Source organism: Pseudobutyrivibrio xylanivorans (assembly GCF_008935055.1).
GTDB lineage: Bacteria > Bacillota > Clostridia > Lachnospirales > Lachnospiraceae > Pseudobutyrivibrio > Pseudobutyrivibrio xylanivorans_A.
The window spans coordinates 578,838-597,158 of sequence record NZ_CP043028.1 but is presented as its reverse complement, the minus strand read 5'-3'; the positions used below and the strand labels follow the sequence as shown (position 1 = coordinate 597,158).

Annotated in this window: 12 protein-coding genes; 11 read left to right on the top strand and 1 reads right to left on the bottom strand. The window is 41.2% G+C overall.

Translation table 11 applies throughout. The features are described 5' to 3' along the window. The first annotated feature begins 146 nt into the window (after positions 1–146). From hydE to FXF36_RS02680, 4 genes are all read left to right on the top strand, one after another. Entirely contained in the window at positions 147–1,199 is a 1,053-nt protein-coding gene (gene hydE / locus FXF36_RS02695; protein WP_151622347.1) for a [FeFe] hydrogenase H-cluster radical SAM maturase HydE, read from the top strand. Positions 1,200–1,215: 16 nt separating this feature from the next. Then, positions 1,216–2,658, top strand: coding sequence for a [FeFe] hydrogenase H-cluster radical SAM maturase HydG (gene hydG / locus FXF36_RS02690; RefSeq protein WP_202880053.1), 1,443 nt, complete (start codon positions 1,216–1,218; stop codon positions 2,656–2,658). A gap of 139 nt (positions 2,659–2,797) precedes the next feature. Continuing rightward, positions 2,798–3,985: a [FeFe] hydrogenase H-cluster maturation GTPase HydF gene (hydF, locus tag FXF36_RS02685; protein ID WP_151622345.1), complete on the top strand. Its 1,188-nt coding sequence runs from the start codon at positions 2,798–2,800 to the stop codon at positions 3,983–3,985. Between the two features lie 37 nt (positions 3,986–4,022). Beyond that, on the top strand, positions 4,023–5,501 hold the full coding sequence (locus FXF36_RS02680) for a 4Fe-4S dicluster domain-containing protein (protein WP_151622344.1): 1,479 nt from the start codon (positions 4,023–4,025) through the stop codon (positions 5,499–5,501). A 143-nt stretch (positions 5,502–5,644) separates the two neighbouring features. Here the strand turns inward: FXF36_RS02680 and FXF36_RS02675 are convergent, their stop codons facing one another. After that, positions 5,645–6,424 carry an SDR family oxidoreductase gene (locus tag FXF36_RS02675; protein ID WP_151622343.1) on the bottom strand — a complete coding sequence of 260 codons (780 nt, stop codon included), beginning with the start codon at positions 6,422–6,424 and terminating at the stop codon, positions 5,645–5,647. Positions 6,425–6,644: 220 nt separating this feature from the next. Between FXF36_RS02675 and FXF36_RS02670 the strand changes: the two genes are divergently transcribed. The 7 genes from FXF36_RS02670 (at position 6,645) to FXF36_RS02640 (ending at position 18,318) form a co-directional block, all read left to right on the top strand. After that, entirely contained in the window at positions 6,645–8,525 is a 1,881-nt protein-coding gene (locus FXF36_RS02670) for an OPT family oligopeptide transporter (RefSeq protein ID WP_151622342.1), read from the top strand. 1 nt (position 8,526) lies between these two features. Beyond that, a complete protein-coding gene (locus FXF36_RS02665; protein ID WP_151622341.1) occupies positions 8,527–8,868 on the top strand; it encodes a PqqD family protein in 342 nt (113 codons plus the stop codon). A 289-nt stretch (positions 8,869–9,157) separates the two neighbouring features. Further along, on the top strand, positions 9,158–9,628 hold the full coding sequence (gene tnpA, locus FXF36_RS02660) for an IS200/IS605 family transposase (RefSeq protein WP_151622340.1): 471 nt from the start codon (positions 9,158–9,160) through the stop codon (positions 9,626–9,628). A gap of 151 nt (positions 9,629–9,779) precedes the next feature. After that, entirely contained in the window at positions 9,780–12,548 is a 2,769-nt protein-coding gene (locus FXF36_RS16830; RefSeq protein ID WP_330583207.1) for a carboxylesterase family protein, read from the top strand. A 141-nt stretch (positions 12,549–12,689) separates the two neighbouring features. Next, complete coding sequence (locus FXF36_RS02650; RefSeq protein WP_151622339.1) at positions 12,690–14,069, top strand: MATE family efflux transporter; 1,380 nt, start codon at positions 12,690–12,692, stop codon at positions 14,067–14,069. A gap of 313 nt (positions 14,070–14,382) precedes the next feature. Then, positions 14,383–15,396: a LacI family DNA-binding transcriptional regulator gene (locus FXF36_RS02645; protein WP_151622338.1), complete on the top strand. Its 1,014-nt coding sequence runs from the start codon at positions 14,383–14,385 to the stop codon at positions 15,394–15,396. Positions 15,397–15,420: 24 nt separating this feature from the next. Next, positions 15,421–18,318 (top strand): glycosyl hydrolase 53 family protein, encoded by a 2,898-nt coding sequence (locus tag FXF36_RS02640; protein ID WP_151622337.1) that lies wholly within the window; start codon positions 15,421–15,423, stop codon positions 18,316–18,318. The last annotated feature ends 3 nt before the right edge of the window (positions 18,319–18,321 follow it).

The following is an 18,321-nucleotide window of genomic DNA, read 5'->3' as shown; positions in this document are numbered from 1 at the left end:
TTACTGGCTAATCTCCGTGGAGACTAGCCAGTTTTTTTGTATCTAAAATAGAACAGATAACAATGAAAAAACACTTTTTAATTCATATTTTTATGGTATAGTATACTTTGTGAAAAAATAAACGATATATTTTCTCATTTAGTGATATGATTAATGCAACAGATATACTTGAAAAACTTAATAAAGAGCATTCGCTTTCCTTAGCGGAATATGAATGTTTAATAGAAAACATTAATCCAGATATAATGGAGAAGGCAGCTGAGTATGCTCGTGTTTATCAGAAGCAGTACTACGGCAACAAGGTATTCACCAGAGGCCTTGTGGAGTTCACTAATTTCTGTCGAAACAATTGTTATTATTGTGGGATTCGCAGAGATAATGGCCAGTGCGAGCGTTATCGTCTTTCCAAGGAGGATATTTTGGAATGTGCGAACGCCGGCTATGAATTAGGATTCAGAACAGTGGTGCTTCAGGGCGGCGAGGATTTTGCTTATTCGGACGAATCAATATGCGAAATCGTAAGCGCTATTAAGAAGGCTCATCCAGATGTGGCAGTTACTCTTTCAATTGGTGAACGAAGTCGCGAGAGCTATGAGGCGTATTTTAAGGCAGGAGCATCGCGATATCTTTTAAGACATGAGACAGCAAATCCAGTTCATTACGGACGGCTTCATCCGAAGGAAATGTCTTTTGAACATCGAATGAATTGCCTTAGGGAATTGCGAGAGATTGGGTATCAGGTTGGCGCAGGTTTTATGGTGCAGTCACCAGGGCAGACAGCTCACGACTTGGCTATGGATTTGAAATTCATTGAAGAATTTAAGCCAGACATGTGCGGCATTGGACCTTTTATCAGTCATAAGCAAACACCATTTGCAAAGGAAGAAAGCGGTACACTGGAGATGACACTTTTCCTATTGTCGTTGATAAGAATCATTTATCCGCAGGTGCTGCTTCCAGCTACAACAGCTCTTGGCACAATAGATCCATGTGGCCGAGAGAAGGGGCTTCAGGCTGGTGCCAATGTAGTTATGCCAAATCTTTCGCCAACATCTGTTCGAAAGATGTACACCTTATATGACAACAAAATCTGCACAGGCGAAGAAGCCGCAGAGTGTCGCGGTTGCCTGCAGCGTCGCGTAGCTTCCGTAGGCTACGAAATCGTAGAAGATATAGGTGATAGGGTAGGTTTTAAATAGAAAAGAGGTAATAGAAATGTACAATGTAAAATCTTTGAAGGCTGATGAATTCATCGACCATCAGGAAATCCTCGACACAATAGAATATGCCGAAGCAAACAAAAATAATTTTGAGTTGATTGATCAGCTCCTTGAGAAGGCTCGTCCAGTAAAGACAGCAGAAGGCTGTGTATGTTCAGGTCTTACTCACAGAGAGGCTTCAGTGCTTCTTGCTTGCGAGGAGCCAAAGTATATTGAAAAAATGTATGAGGTTGCTCAGGAAATTAAGGATGCTTTCTACGGAAATAGAATCGTTCTTTTTGCACCACTTTATCTTTCGAATTATTGTGTAAATGGATGTGTTTACTGTCCATATCATTTAAAGAATAAGCACATCGGTCGTAAGAAGCTTACACAGGAAGAGGTAAAGGCTGAGGTCATCGCACTTCAGGATATGGGTCACAAGAGACTTGCTATCGAGGCAGGCGAGGACCCAGTTAACAACCCAATTGAGTACATCCTTGAGTGTATCAATACAATTTACAGTATTCACCACAAGAACGGAGATATTAGACGAGTTAACGTAAATATCGCTGCTACAACAGTTGAGAATTATCGCAAGCTCAAGGAAGCAGGAATCGGAACATACATCCTCTTCCAGGAGACATACAATAAAAAGAGCTACGAAGAACTTCACCCAACAGGACCAAAGCATGACTATGCATATCATACAGAGGCTATGGACCGTGCCATGGAAGGTGGAATTGATGATGTAGGACTTGGAGTTCTTTTCGGACTTGAAAGCTACAGATATGAGTTTGCTGGACTTCTTATGCATGCGGAGCACCTTGAGGCTGTTCATGGTGTTGGCCCACACACAATCTCAGTTCCACGTGTAAAGCACGCTGATGATATAGATCCAGATGTATTTGATAACTCAATCCCAGATGACATGTTCACAAAGATTGCAGCATGTATCAGAATTGCAGTTCCTTACACGGGTATGATTATTTCTACTCGTGAGTCTGAGGAAGTTCGTCGCAAGATGCTTCAGGTTGGTATTTCTCAGGTTTCTGGTGCAAGCCGTACATCAGTTGGTGGTTACACAGAGAAGGAGCGTCCACACGATACAGAACAGTTCGATGTTTCTGATCAGCGTACTCTTGATGAGGTAGTTAAGTGGCTCATGGAGACAGGTCATATTCCTTCATTCTGCACAGCATGCTATCGCGCAGGACGTACAGGAGACAGATTTATGTCTCTTTGCAAGACAGGCCAGATTATTAACTGCTGTCATCCAAATGCTCTTATGACTCTTACAGAATACTTGGTTGATTATGCTTCTGAGGAGACAAAGAAGGTTGGCTACAAGATGATTGAGGAAGAGCTCAAGAAGATTCCAAAGGAAAATGTCAGAAAGACTGCCGAGGAAAATATTGAAGCTATCAAGAACTCTAACAGAAGAGACTTCAGATTTTAGTCATTAAAAAAACAAAAATTATTAATATAATATAATATGCTTCCCCTTGAGGGTTGCTAGGCTCCAGTGGAGCCTGTTTAGCAACGACCGAGCTGGGAGGCGAGACAAGGTCGCCGAAGGTGACTGATGAGGTGTTTTGATGTCCTTAAATAACACAGCCAGCGGACAACGTGTCCATATAGGCTTCTTTGGCATCCGTAACGCTGGTAAATCCAGCATAGTAAACAAGTTGACCAACCAATCGATTTCTTTGGTGTCTGCCCACAAGGGTACCACCACAGATCCAGTAAAAAAGGCTATGGAAATTCTTCCAATCGGTCCAGTTGTTATCATTGATACAGCTGGTTTTGACGATGAGGGAGATTTAGGAGAGCTTCGTAAAAAGCGTACCTATCGAACCCTGGATGAAATCGATATTGCAGTATTGGTTTTGGATGCAAGAAGCGAAAGTCTGACAGCAGACGAACTTGATTTTGTAAAACTTTTAAAGGAGCGAAAGCTTCCATACATAATAATTGAAAATCACATAGATGAAGCCGAGGCCCATGAGTATTCAGAACTTAAAGGCGAATCACTCATTTATGTTGATGCCACAAGTGATGATATGTCTCAGGTGAAGGAAGCACTTATAAAGCTTCTTCCTGAAATGAAGGAACCAGATTTGGTGGCAGATTTGGTTCCAAAGAAAAGTACGGTCATCCTTGTAATTCCTATAGATGAATCTGCTCCAAAGGGAAGAGTTATTCTTCCACAGCAGATGGTTCTTAGAGATTTGCTAGACCATAATTGCAAGGCTATTTGCTTACAGCCAGAAGAGCTTGCTGAAGCACTTGAAGAAAATAAAAATGTTTCACTTGTAATTACCGATTCACAGGCCTTTGAAAAGGTTTCAAAGCTTGTGCCTGAGGAAATTGCGCTAACATCATTTAGCATTCTTATGGCACGTTACAGAGGCAGTCTTGCCACTCAGCTTGAGGGTGTGGCTGCTATGAAAGGTTTAAATGATGGAGATACAGTCCTTATTTCTGAGGCCTGCACACATCATCGTCAGTGCAACGACATTGGCACGGTTAAGTTGCCAGGGTGGATAAAGAATTACACTGGCAAGAATGTTGAATTTGAATTCTCGTCTGGAAACGAATTTCCGGAGGATTTAAAGAAATATAAGCTTGTAGTTCATTGTGGTGGCTGCATGGTAAATGCGGCGGAGATGCAAAACAGAGTTAAGCACTGCAAGCAGCAAGGGGTTCCGGTCGTTAATTACGGCATGGCCATTGCAGAATTTAATGGCATTTTAGACAGAAGTCTAAAGGTATTAAATAATTAAAACTGGCAATTAATGTTTTAAGTAAAAGGAGAAAAATATGGTTACTTCAGATCAAAGTATTGTACGTTTGAAGCACAACATTATGGAAGAGGTTTGTAAGCTTGCTTGGAAGGGTGAGCTTGATGCGTCACACAAGGAGCAGGTTTGCTACGAAATTATTCCTGGTCCAAGACCAACATATCGTTGCTGCGTTTACAAGGAGCGCGAAATCGTTAGACAGCGTGTCATCCTTTCATGCGCAGAGAATCTTCCAACAAACCCAGATTCTAAGAACGTTGTTCAGGTTATTCAGCCGGCATGTGACGACTGTTCTATTGCATCTTACTCAGTAACAGATAACTGCCGTTTCTGTCTTGGAAAGGCTTGTCTCAACTCTTGTAAGTTTGGTGCTATTTCTCCAGGTGAGAGAAGAATGCACATCGATCCTACAAAGTGTAAGGAGTGCGGTATGTGTGCTAAGGAGTGTCCTTACCAGGCAATCGTTCACCTTGAGAGACCATGTAAGAAGGCTTGTCCAGTTGGCGCTATTTCTTACGATGAGTACGGTCACTGCGTAATCGATGATGAGAAGTGTATCTCATGTGGTCACTGTATCCACAGCTGCCCATTCGGTGCTATCGGTTCTAAGACATATCTTGTACATATCATCAAGGCTATCCTTGAGGGCAAGAAGGTTATCGCTATGTGTGCACCTGCTACAGAGGGACAGTTCGGTGAGGATATCTCAATGGCTGCAGTTAAGGAAGCTTGCAAGAAGATTGGTTTCACAGACATGATCGAGGTTGGTCTCGGTGGTGATATGACAGCTGCTTACGAGTCAGCTGAGTGGTTTGAGGCTAAGGAAGAAGGACGTAAGATGACAACATCTTGCTGCCCAGCTTTCATCAATATGCTTAGAAAGCACTTCCCAGATCAGTTCAGAGATAATATGTCTTCAACTGTATCTCCAATGTGTGCTATCTCTCGTTTCGTTAAGGCTACAATGGGTGAGGATACTGTTACAGTATTCGTTGGACCATGTATCGCTAAGAAGTCTGAGGCACAGGATGAGACAGTACCAGGAAATGCAGATTACGTTATCACATTTGGTGAGCTTCGTGCATTAATGCGTTCTAAGGGCGTAGAGTTCGAGCCAGTAGAGGAGAACTATCAGGAGTCTTCTACATTTGGTAAGCACTTCGCTTCTTCAGGCGGTGTTGCTAAGGCTGTTATCGAGTGCATGCAGGAGCGTGGACAGAATACAGATGATATCAAGCTTATGCAGTGTGCAGGCGGTGCTGAGTGTAAGAAAGCACTTATGCTTCTCAAGAGCGGCAAGCTTGATGTGGATTTCATCGAGGGTATGATTTGTGACGGTGGTTGCGTTGGTGGACCATCTAAGCACCGTGCAGAGCGCGAAATCATCAAAGCACGTACAAGCCTTATCGGAAAGGCTGATGGACGTAAGATCCTTGCAAACCTTGAAAACTATCCTATGGATAAGTTCTCTATGTACCGTGATGGACACATGGAGTAATTAAATAATTTACTAAGAGCCCCAGTTACGGCTACATGCCTTAGATACTCTTTGTTGGACTACATGTCCTTACAAAGAGCACTAAGAGCTTGATGCCTACTGGGGCTCTTTCTAATTTTGCTCAATACATATTTAATATTCGGCTACATACACGTGTATCCTCCGTCCACAGGGAGTACGACTCCAGTGACGTAGGTGCTGAGAGGTGAGGCAAGGAATAGGGCTGCGGTGTCGAGCTCACCTTCTTTGCCGTAGCGACTCAGTGGAATCATTGTTTTAGCGTATTGCTGGAAAAATTCGCTGTCGAGAGTTTCCTTGGTTAGCGGTGTCTCAAAATATCCTGGGCAGATTGCATTGACTGTGATGCCTTTATTTCCCCATTCAGCTGCCAATGCGCGGGTGAGGTTAACCATACCACCCTTTGCAGCATGATAAGCGGCTGCAGGAGCTATATTATTTCCAACAAGGCCATACATAGAGGCAATGTTTATAACTCTGCCATAGTTGGCTGGAATCATAGCTTTCTTGGCAACAGCTCGAGCCATTTTAAAGCTTCCGGTTAAATCGATGGCAACCTCTCCCTCAAATTGGCTGTCTTCCATATCTTCAGCCGATGTGGCGCCAGAGCCAGTTCCTGCATTATTAACGAGGATATCAATGCGTCCTAATTTCTCCAGTACTTCATCAACGGCTGCATTTACCCTTTCGGTGTCAGTGATATCACAAGGTACAGCCAGTGTTTTCACACCGTAAGTTTTGGCAATATCAGCAGCAACCTCTTCAATAAGATTTTGGCGTCTGGCTACTGCAACAATGCTACACCCTTGGTTTGCAAGAGCTTTTGCCATTTGCACACCAAGCCCAGATGAGCATCCTGTAACTAGAGCTACATTTCCTGTTAGATCAAAATAATTTTTCCCCATTTTTCCCTCCTATAACATTCCCTTCTAAAATTTTTATGGTTCTCCCATGACTCTATTATATCAGTTAAATAATTAACGTGAAGGTAATTGTCAGACTAAATAAATGAATCTAAATTAAAGAGAGATTAAACTTTAATGCGTTAATACATAAAATTGCAATAACTTTAAAGTGACGCTATAATAGAGAAACTTGGTTTTTGAAAAGGAGAAAAGTATTATTATGAATGAAAAATTCAAACCTTACATCCCAGCGGATAAGGTTACTCCTGAGATGACACCTACATCTATTATTATGGGTCTTCTTCTTGCGGTAATCTTTGGCGCTGCTAATGCATATCTTGGACTTCGAGTTGGTATGACAGTATCAGCTTCAATCCCAGCCGCAGTTATTTCAATGGCAGTTATCCGTATTATCATGAAAAAGGATTCAATCCTTGAAAGCAACATGGTTCAGACAGTTGGTTCAGCTGGAGAGTCACTTGCAGCAGGCGCTATCTTTACAATGCCTGCACTTTTCATTTGGGCTAAGGAAGGCGTTATGGAAACACCTTCACTTATCACAATCACTGTAATCGCACTTTTCGGTGGACTTCTTGGTGTATTCTTCATGGTTCCACTTCGTAGTGCACTTATTGTTCAGGAGCACGGTGTGCTTCCATATCCAGAGGGAACAGCTTGTGCAGAGGTTCTTCTTGCTGGTGAGGAAGGCGGTTCTTCTGCAAAGAGCGTATTCCTTGGTATGGGAATTGGTGCAGTAGTTAAGTTTGTAGTTGATGGTCTTTGCGCCATTCAGTCAGTATTTACAATCAAGCTTGAGGCTCTTAAGACAGAGTTCTCTGCAGAGGTTTATCCTGCTCTTGTTTCAGTTGGTTATATCTGTGGACCACGTATTTCTGCATACATGTTTGCAGGTGGTATTCTTGGTTGGTTCGTACTTATCCCAGCTATCGTTACTTTCGGTGGAGACATCGTTATGTATCCAGCAGACGTATCTGTTGCAGAGCTTTACGCAGCAGGTGGTGCAGCAGCTATCTGGTCAAAGTACATCAAGTACATTGGTGCAGGTGCCGTAGCTTCTGCTGGTATCATTTCACTTATCAAGACACTTCCACTTATTGTTAGAACATTCGTGGACTCAATCAAGAGCATTAAGACTGCAGGTTCTGCTTCAACAGAGCGTACAGCTCGTGATATGGACATCAGATTTGTACTTGGTGCAATTCTTGTACTTATCCTTGCAATTTGGCTTGTACCAGCAGTTCCTGTTACACTTACAGGTGCAATCCTTATCGTAGTTTTCGGTTTCTTCTTCAGTGCCGTAAGCTCACGTATGGTTGGTCTTGTAGGTAGCTCAAACAACCCAGTTTCTGGTATGACAATTGCTACAATCCTTATCGCAACAATCTGCCTTAAGGCTATCGGCGACACAGGCGTTCACGGAATGCAGGGTGCTATCGCAATCGGTTCTGTAATCTGTATCGCAGCATGTATGGCTGGTGATACTTCACAGGATTTAAAGACAGGTTACATCCTTGGTGCTACACCAAAGAAGCAGCAGATTGGTGAGATCATTGGTACTATCGCAGCAGCTCTTGCTATCGGTGGTGTTATGGTTCTTCTTGATTCTGCTTATGGATTCGGTTCAGATATGCTTGCTGCTCCACAGGCTACAATGATGAAGATGATTATTGAGGGTGTTATGGATGGAAACCTTCCTTGGACACTTATTTTCATCGGTGCATTTATCTCAATCACAGTTGAGATTCTTGGTATTGCTGCACTTCCTGTTTCAATTGGTCTTTACCTTCCACTTGAGCTTTCATCAACAATCATGCTTGGTGGTCTCATCAGAAAGTTTGCTGACAAGAAGTTCGGTGCACAGAAGGAAGAGTCAGGAAAGGGAATTCTTTTCTGCTCAGGACTTATTGCTGGTGAAGGTATTGTAGGTGTACTTCTTGCAATTCTCACAGTTCTTGGTGCTACAGATGCTATGAACTTAAGCTCTGTTATTCCAACAGGAAATGTTCCAGCATTTATTCTTATCGCATTAATTGGTGCAGCAGTTTACAAGTCTGCTATGGGAACAAAGAACGAGAAATAAAATGAAAAACAAAGAAAACTTTTTAGACTATGTCTTCAAAGTAAGCGATGACCTCGCCTGGACTCAATCTGAGTCCGGAGAGGTCATTGTTGAAATGGAGAATAAGGGATTTACAAATAGAATAGCCCAGCGCTTTTTCAAGCGTCCTGCAGTGTCTCATATTACACTTGAGGGAATGGGAAGCTTCATCTTCACATGCATCGATGGAAACCGTTCAGTATACGATATCGGACTTCTTATCCATGACAAATATGGTGATGAGGCTGAACCTCTCTATGAGCGCCTCAGCGTGTATATGAAGCATCTCGAACAGGTAGGATTCATTAGAAGGCTTTCCAAATAAAACTAAAGTTTACCCCATTAAAAACTATTATTCATCCATCATTTAAAATGATAAAAACTATTAAAATAGGACTATCAGTATTGATAGTTCTATTTTTTTATGTAGGGCAAGGCCCTCTTTTTTCAAATCATTAAGTTGGACATTTTATTGGAGTGACGATTTTGAAAAAAGATAAAATCCACCTGCTATGCAGGTGGTGGGATGTTGCTTCAGCTTACAGAAAAATACCTCCAATGCTAGAATTACTATGGTTCGTCAGCCAAGTAAAAAGCAAAGGAGGCAGTCCCCAATGGACATGAATAGTTTATCACACACAAAGTGGGAGTGTAAGTATCACATAGTTTTTGCACCAAAGTACAGAAGAAAGGTTGCTTATGGTCAGCTAAAGGCTGATATAGCAAATATTCTCAGTACTTTATGTAAAAGAAAAGGTGTAGAGATAATTGAAGCAGAAATATGCCCAGATCATGTACATATGTTAGTTAGAATACCACCTAGCATGAGTGTATCGAGTTTTGTAGGATATCTTAAAGGTAAAAGTACACTTATGATATTCGAGAAACATGCAAATTTAAAGTACAAGTATGGGAATAGACATTTTTGGTGCCGAGGATATTATGTAGATACGGTAGGCAAGAATGCAAAGAAAATTGAAGAGTACATAAGGAATCAATTAAAAGAAGACTTAGAGTACGATCAAATGACACTCAAAGAGTATATTGACCCGTTCACGGGTGAGCCAGTAGTCAAAAACAGATAAGTAGAGCCCAAGGGGCTCGGTAGGTAAATGATGTTGCGGCTGGCGAACCTTTCGATGAGTCTTTAGACTCCAGTGCCGGTAACAAGCCCTTATAGGGCTAGAACAAACCACCGGCTAAGCCGGTGGTTTTGATTAGAAGGAGAATAATGTAATGCTTAGAGAAACAACAGTAGAAAATGGTGCAGTACGAGGACTGCCAGGATCGGATCCTAGAGTTACAGTATTTAAGGGAATTCCGTTTGCGGCGCCTCCAGTTGGGGCTAATAGATTCCGTGCTCCACAGCCAGCAGAAGATTGGGATGGAGTAAAAGATTGCTTTGAATTTGGCCCATTATCTATGCAGGATGTGCCACAAGGTGGCGACGGCTTGTATGACAGAGAGTGGCATGTGGATACTGGCTTAAAGGATAGCGAGGATTGTTTATATCTCAATATCTGGACACCTGCCAAGGCAAAGGATGAGAAGCTTCCAGTATTGGTATGGTTCTTTGGAGGTGCCTTCCAATGGGGTTATACAGCGGAGATGGAATTTGATGGTGAGCGTTTAGCAAGAAGAGGTGTTATTGTTGTCAGCGTAAATTACAGACTTAACTGCTTTGGATTTTTAGCTCATCCTGATATTACAAAGGAAGCTCCAGAGGCTCCAGGCAACTTTGGACTTTTGGATCAGAAGGCTGGACTCCATTGGGTAGCAAGAAACATTGCTGCTTTTGGAGGTGACCCAGATAGAATCACAATCGCAGGTCAGTCTGCAGGTGGTGCCAGCACAATGAATCAGCTGGTTTGTGAGGAGAACAGAGATATCGTAAAGGGTGCTGTTATTCTAAGCGGTATCATCCGTATGCCTAACCCTGATGCAGATATTTTTAGACCACTGAGTCTTAAAGATGCAGAAAAACTAGGAGAAGAATTTTTTGCATCATTGGGTGTTAAGACCTTGGCAGAAGCAAGAGCTTTATCTGCTGATGAAATTTTTAATGGCTATAACAGATTTGTTCAGAATCATCCTAGAATGTTTCCTATCATGGATGGGGTATTCTGCAAGAGTGACCCAGTCGAGCGTTTTGTGAATGGTGATTGTGCTGATGTTCCAGTTATCGCAGGAAACACTTCAGATGAATTTTTAGTAGATAAAATCAATATGGTGGAGCATTCAGTTAAGAGTGCATTTACAGATGCTCTTAAAAAGAATCCAAACAGAAAGCTTTACTATTATCGTTTTGATACAGACATCCCAGGTGATGGAGTAGATTATCCGGGAAATTTCCACTCCGTAGATTTATGGTTCTTCTTTGAGAGTCTTGGTAAGTGTCACCGTCCATACGAAGGAAGACATTTTGAGTTGGCTAGACAGATGTGCGATTACTTTGCAAACTTCATCATGTCTGGCAACCCAAACGGAAATGGAAAAGACAGATACCCACTTCCAAGCTGGAAGCCATTTAATGCCTCTGAAAAGGATGAGATGGAATTCTTAAGCCAGGGAGCTAAACCACGTTGTGAGGGTGGTATTCGTCAGAATTCCAGAAAGCAGGCTGTGAATCCATACCTTCCGAATTGGGAGTACATTCCAGATGGCGAGCCATATGTATTTGGCGATAGGGTTTATGTTTATGGTTCACATGATTCTTTCAATGGTGCAGCATTCTGTCTTGGGGACTATGTATGCTGGTCAGCGCCAGTGGATGATTTAGGCAATTGGCATTATGAGGGTGTGATTTATAGAAAGACAGATGATCCGCTTAATGAGGATGGCTATATGTGCCTCTATGCACCTGATGTAACAGTTGGACCTGATGGAAAATATTACCTCTATTATGTTTTGGATAAGGTTAGTATAGTTTCGGTTGCAGTAAGTGATACACCAGCTGGACCATTCAAGTTCTATGGTTATGTTCATTATGGGGATGGCACAAGACTTGGGGAGAAGGATGGTGATGAGCCACAGTTTGATCCAGGTGTAATGACTGAGGGAGAGGAGACTTATCTTTACACTGGTTTCTGCGGACAGGGAGATAAGAGTAGAAGTGGTGCCCAGTTTACAGTACTTGGACCGGATATGCTTACAATAAAAAAGGCACCAGAGATTATTGTTCCAGGCAATTGTTATAGTGAAGGAACAGGCTTTGAAGGCCATGCATTCTTTGAGGCACCATCAATTAGAAAGCATGATGATACCTATTACTTCATCTATTCTTCTGAGGTGATGCATGAGCTTTGCTATGCCACATCAGCATCGCCAGCAGGACCTTTCACTTATGGTGGAGTGATTGTAAGTAACTGCGATTTACACATTGATAGCTACAAGCCTGCTGACAAGCCAACAGCAGCAGGGGCAAATAATCACGGAAGCATAGTACAGATTAGTGAGGACTGGTATATCTTCTACCATCGACACACAAATGGCACATGGCTGTCAAGACAGGGCTGTGCAGAGAAGATTAAGTTCCTTGAGGATGGAAGCATTCCTCAGGTAGAAATTACATCTTGTGGCTTAAATGACGGACCACTTTCTGATGTTGGAGAGTATCCTTCATATATTGCCTGCCATATTTTCAATGAGAAAACAGGTATCTACGTTCAGAAGGATTATCCTCGCATCGAGCAGGAATTTGGAAACACAGGTCATGAGGATAGTTATATTTGTGATATTACTGACTCCACAGTAATAGGCTTTAAGTATTTTGATTTCCATGGCGTGAAGGGAATCAGAGTTAAGACTAGAGGCTACGGCGCAGGAACATTTGAAGTACTCACAGCACTGGATGGCGAAGTACTTGGAACAGTTGATATAGAATTCGACAATATTTGGACAGCTCATGAAGGAAGCTTTACACCAGCTAATGGTGCTTCGTCTCTATACCTAAGATTTAAGGGAACTGGTAATACACAACTTTCTAGCGTGGAAATCCTTCACTAATACAGGCCCCTGTGTATAATACAATAGAGCACTATACAAAATGAACAAAAATGGTACAATGTAATTGTTTAAATTCACATTGTGCCTTTTTTTGTACAATGGATTTATAGCAGATGAGATATTGAAGAAAGAAGTGATTATTTGAAACAGGTAGATTTTGAAAACGGGAGAACATTAACTAATATTTTCAAGACAGCTCTTCCAATGTTGGTTGCCCAGATATTAAATCTCCTATACAACATAGTTGATAGAATCTATATAGCCAGAATTCCAGAGGTTGGAACGGTAGCCCTTGGAGCTGTTGGACTTTGCTTTCCGCTAGTTATATTGATTACCGCATTTACGAATATGTACGGAAGCGGTGGCGCTCCATTGTTTTCCATTGCCAGAGGTAAAAAGGATGATAGAGAAGCAGAAGAAATTCAGAACACTTCCTTTTTCCTGCTAATTATTACAGCAATAGCATTGATTATAATCGGAGAGATTTTTGGACAGCCGGTACTTAGCATATTCGGTGCTTCAGATGCATCTATGGTTTATGCATTACCGTATTTACGAATTTATTTACTAGGAACCATTTTCTCCATGGTTGCCACTGGAATGAATCCATTTATTACTGCACAGGGATTTTCTACAGTTGGAATGACCACTGTAATTGTGGGAGCAGCGGCTAATATTGTTTTAGATCCGATTTTTATTTTCGCACTTCATATGGGAGTGCAGGGAGCGGCAGTTGCTACGATTATTTCACAAGCTCTTTCAGCCGCTTATGTTGTTAAATTCCTGTTTGGAAATAAGTGTGAGTACAGACTGAAACTGATGAACTTTACAGAGTTCAAAAGATGCCGTTACAGAGCGTCAAAGATTATTGCTCTAGGTACTGCAGGCTTCATGACTTATTTTACAAATGCAGTGGTCCAGATTTCCTGCAACAGTGTTCTTGCAAATGTGGGTGGTGATATTTACGTTTCAGTTATGACTATTGTAAACAGTGCACGTCAGATGATGGAGACTCCGATTATTGCAATTTCAGAGGGTACTTCGCCAATCATCAGTTACAATTACGGAGCCCATAAATTTGACAAGATAAAGAAATCAATTGTAATCATGTTCTCTCTTGAGATGATTTACACAATTTGCGTATGGCTGATAATCAGGTTTGCACCTGAGGTAATTATCGGTGTATTCACCAGTGACAAGACTATTTTGAAGGATGCAATTCCAGCCTTTAATTTGTATTTTTCTACCTTTGTTTTTATGGTGTTCCAGTACGTGGGTCAGATTGTGTTTAAGTCACTTGGAAGAAAGGGACATGCAATCTTCTTCTCACTGTTTAGAAAGATTGTTATTGTTGCACCGCTTACCTATATTCTTCCATATCTTTTCAAGATGGGAACAAACGGAGTTTTTGCAGCAGAGCCAATCAGTAATGTTGTAGGTGGCATGGCATGCTTCATTACAATGTTTATAGTTGTGAACAGGATGTTTAAGGTTGAAAAAAATAGCAATAATCCTTTGTAGACCTTTGTAGAATAGAGACATTACAACTTAATATATAATCTAGATTGCGCAATTAAATTACGATTGCGCAATTTTTTTGAATCTTTTTTGGTCTATTTATCCTTGAGTTGAACAAATATCTTATTGGTTTCGCTAATTGTTTAGTGAATATATTCTAGCTATCATATTATTACAGGCTGAGTTCACGGAAACTTCACAGTTTTAGGGGCTTGTGATTGCGCAGTAATTGCGCAAAAGATGTAGAATATATCATGGAGAACATATGGAAAGGTGATTTTTGGAGTGTATCTAAAGGAATAAAGTAGGTAGAGTAATGCAGGAAATTGAGCTTAAGAAAATTGCAGAGGAATTAAATATTTCCCAGACAACAGTATCAAGGGCATTATCTGGAAATGGAAGAGTATCCGAGGATACGAAGCAGAAAATTGCAAACTTTTTGAAAGAGAACGATTATACCCTAAAGAATCGTTCCAATGACTATGGCAAGAAACACACAGGTAATATTTGCGTGACTATACCAGGTGAGGGAAAGTTTGCTGAAACCCCATTTTTTCATGCTACGTTAATGAGCATTTTGGATTATTATTCCACCAGAAATTACAACGTAATCCCCGTGAAGACAAAAGCGAATGATATTCGTGAGCTGGAAAAGATTATAAAGCTTCACAAAGTTGATGGAGTGATTCTTACTCGTACAATCAAACATGGAGTGGACATCAACTTTTTGAAAAGCAATAATGTTCCTTTTGTAGTTATTGGTTCCTACGACGATGATGATGTTTATCAGGTTGATGTTGATCAGGAAAATGGCTGCAAGGAGCTAACCTCTGTATTGTTGAAAATGGGCTACCGCAGACTTGCTTTGCTTTGTGCGGACATGACTCACGTTGTTACTCAAAGCAGATATGCGGGATTTCTCAAGGCTCACGTGGAAAATGATTTGGGAATAAACACGCAATTTATTTTTGATGAAACTGGTTATCCACAACAGACTGCCCAAGCGATTGATGACTGTTTGAAGAATCAGATTGAATGCATCATTTGTATGGATGATAACATCTGTATAAATGTGCTGAATCGACTGAAGGCAGAAAATGTTGTGGTTCCGAGAGATATCAAAGTAGCATCATTTTTTAACAGTTCAGTTTTGGAAATGCATTATCCACCTATTACAGCTTTGGAGTTTAACACGAGTGACCTGGCCTGGACTGCAGCTAAAATGCTATATGAACTGCTTGGGGGGAATGAGGTCCCTCACAGGCAGATGCTGAGTCATCAGCTGTTATTAAGGGATTCAACGCAGAATAGTTCTGTAAGAAATCAATAAAAATATTAATTTTGGGAGGATATCATGTTTAGAAGAGGGTCTAAAAGTGGGGCTAGAATACTTAGCCTTTTATCGGCTTTTGCTATGCTTGGTGGACAAATATATTTTCCGATGGAAGCAAAAGCTGAAGAAAGTGAAAGCTGGAAGGCTACAGATTTAATTGAAAATGGAGATTTTGAGACAGGAGATTTAACTGGGTGGACAGTGGATATGCCGGATAGTGATGGTGATGCTGTTGGTTATAAAATCAAAGTTGATGAATGGGCAAGCAATAACAAAACCAATATTTTTAACTATTGGAATAATAATGACAGTGCTTCATTTGAGCTTTCTCAGAAGATTAAGCATGTTACCGCAGGCACTTATAAGCTTTCCTTTGAAGCAGATGGTGCAGAGGACTCTTCAGGCTTAAAGCTTAATATTAATGATGAATCTGTAGCTATTAAGACTTCAGGCTGGGATAAGTGGACAGAATTTTCTACTGACAGTTTTACAATTGAAGATGAAACTGATTTAAAGCTTGTTATTAGTGGAGATTTAACCTCTGGTTACTGGGGTGATGTTGATAACTTTGTTTTATATAAATTAGAGGATGAAGAAAGCTCTGATGATGAAAACAAAGATGATGAAAATAAGGATGAGGACCCAGAGTCAGAGGATGATAAAGACAAGGATAAGGATAAAGAAAAAGAAGAAGTAGAGCCAGAGGAGTCAGATATCATTGTAAAGCCTGTGGATGGCTGTGATGAGGATTTCATTACTGGTGTTGATGTAAGCTCATATATTGCACTTAAAAATAGTGGAGTAAAGTACTATGACTTTGATGGAAATGAGCTTTCAGACAAGGAATACTTTGTTTTCCTTAAGGAATGCGGAGTGAACTATGTCCGTATCAGAGTGTGGAATGATCCTAAGGATTCCGAGGGCAATGGTTATGGCGGTGGAAACTGTGATTTGAACAAAGCCATTAAAATGGGCAAGTGGATTACAGATGCTGGCATGAAGGTGCTAATTGATTTCCATTATTCAGATTTCTGGGCTGACCCTGGAAAGCAGACTGCGCCTAAAGCTTGGAAGTCAATGACTATCGATGAGAAGGAAGAGGCTCTTGAGAGCTTTACAGTAGATAGCCTCCAAAAGATTATTGATGCAGGTGTTGATGTTGGAATGGTTCAGGTAGGAAATGAAACCAACAATGGTATCGCTGGTGAGAAAAGCTGGGAGAACATGGCAAAGCTTTTCTCTGCTGGCAGTAAGGGCGTAAGAAAGGTCGCAAAGGAAAACGACAAAGATATATTAGTAGCTGTTCATTTTACAAATCCTGAAACAAGTGGAAGATATGAGGGCTATGCAAAGAACCTCAAGGAGTATGATGTGGACTATGATGTATTCGCTACATCTTACTATCCATATTGGCATGGAACACTTAGCAATCTGAAGAGTGTGTTATCAAATATCGCTGACAAGTACAACAAGAAGGTAATGGTTGCCGAGACCTCTTATGTATACACCCTTGAGGATGGTGATGGTTGTGAAAATACAGAGCGTGAAGGAAAAAATGATCCACTGAATTTTGACGTGTCTGTTCAGGGACAGGCTGATTCAGTTAGAAGCGTTGTAGAAACTGTGGCTTCTGTAAAAGGTGGAATCGGAGTATTTTACTGGGAACCAGCATGGCTTCCTGTGCAGGTTTATGACAAGGACGCAGATGATGCAGAGGAGGTTCTTGCATCAAACAAGGAAAAATGGGAAAAATACGGAAGTGGCTGGGCTGCTTCTTATGCAAAGGAATTTGATAAGGATGTTCGCGACTGGGGTGCAGGTGGTGCTGTAGTTGAAAATGAGGCTTGGTTCGATTTTAAGGGACACCCACTTTCATCAGCAAAGATTTATAAGTACATTCGTACAGGCGCAAAGGCTAAGGTAAAGATTCTTAAAGTAGAGGTTTCCGATGTAGAGTTTGAACTTGGAAATGAGATTAAACTTCCTGAGACTGCTACAGTAATCTATAACGATGGAACAAAGCTAGACAAGGAAGTAATCTGGAACGAAACAGAACTAGCTGAAGTAAAAGAAAAAGGCGTTGGCGAATATGAAATTCACGGAACAGTTGAGACAGCAGAGGAGAATTTTGAGGTTGTCTGCAAGTTGACTGTAAAGCCAAAGAATTATCTTGTGAATGCAGGCTTTGAGGATGGAAACACAGCATGGGCAATCGATGATATTGGAAATTCAGATGGCAAAAATGGTGTTGGAATTCAGGCAGATGCATCAAATGTGAAGACAGGTAGTATGTGTCTTAAGTTCTGGGACAACGAGGCTATCAATTACGTTGTTGAGCAGAAGGTTACTTTGGATAAAGGAATTTATAAGCTAGGTGCTTTTGTTGAAGGTGGAGACTGTGGTGATGCAGCAGAGTTCAAGCTTTATGCAAAGGTGAAGGAGGACACTCTTTCAGTTGATACGGGTGTGACTGGTTGGCAGAACTGGGCAAATCCAGAGGTTGGTGAAATCACAGTAAAGGCTGATGGCACAGAAGTAACAGTTGGCGTAAGCGTAAAGGCAGCTTCAGGAGGCTGGGGCGCCTGGGATGATTTTTATCTCTATAGGACAGGTGATTGCGCAGGAGATGATTCTTCTGATGATGTAATTGATGATGACGATGACAACAAAGATGACAACCCAGATATAGATAATCCAGGAGATAATCCAGGAGACAACCCTGGAGATAACCCAGGTGATAACAACAATGACAATAAAGATGATAACCCAACAGATAACAAGAATGACAACAAGCCTGCTGATGTGAAGGAAATAGTTGAGCAGGTTCACCAGGCAGTTAAGGTGTTTGTTGAGAAGGTTGTAGTACCTGTTGTAAAAGAGGTTTGCAGAATATTTAAGAAAATATTCGGTTGGTTTTAAGAG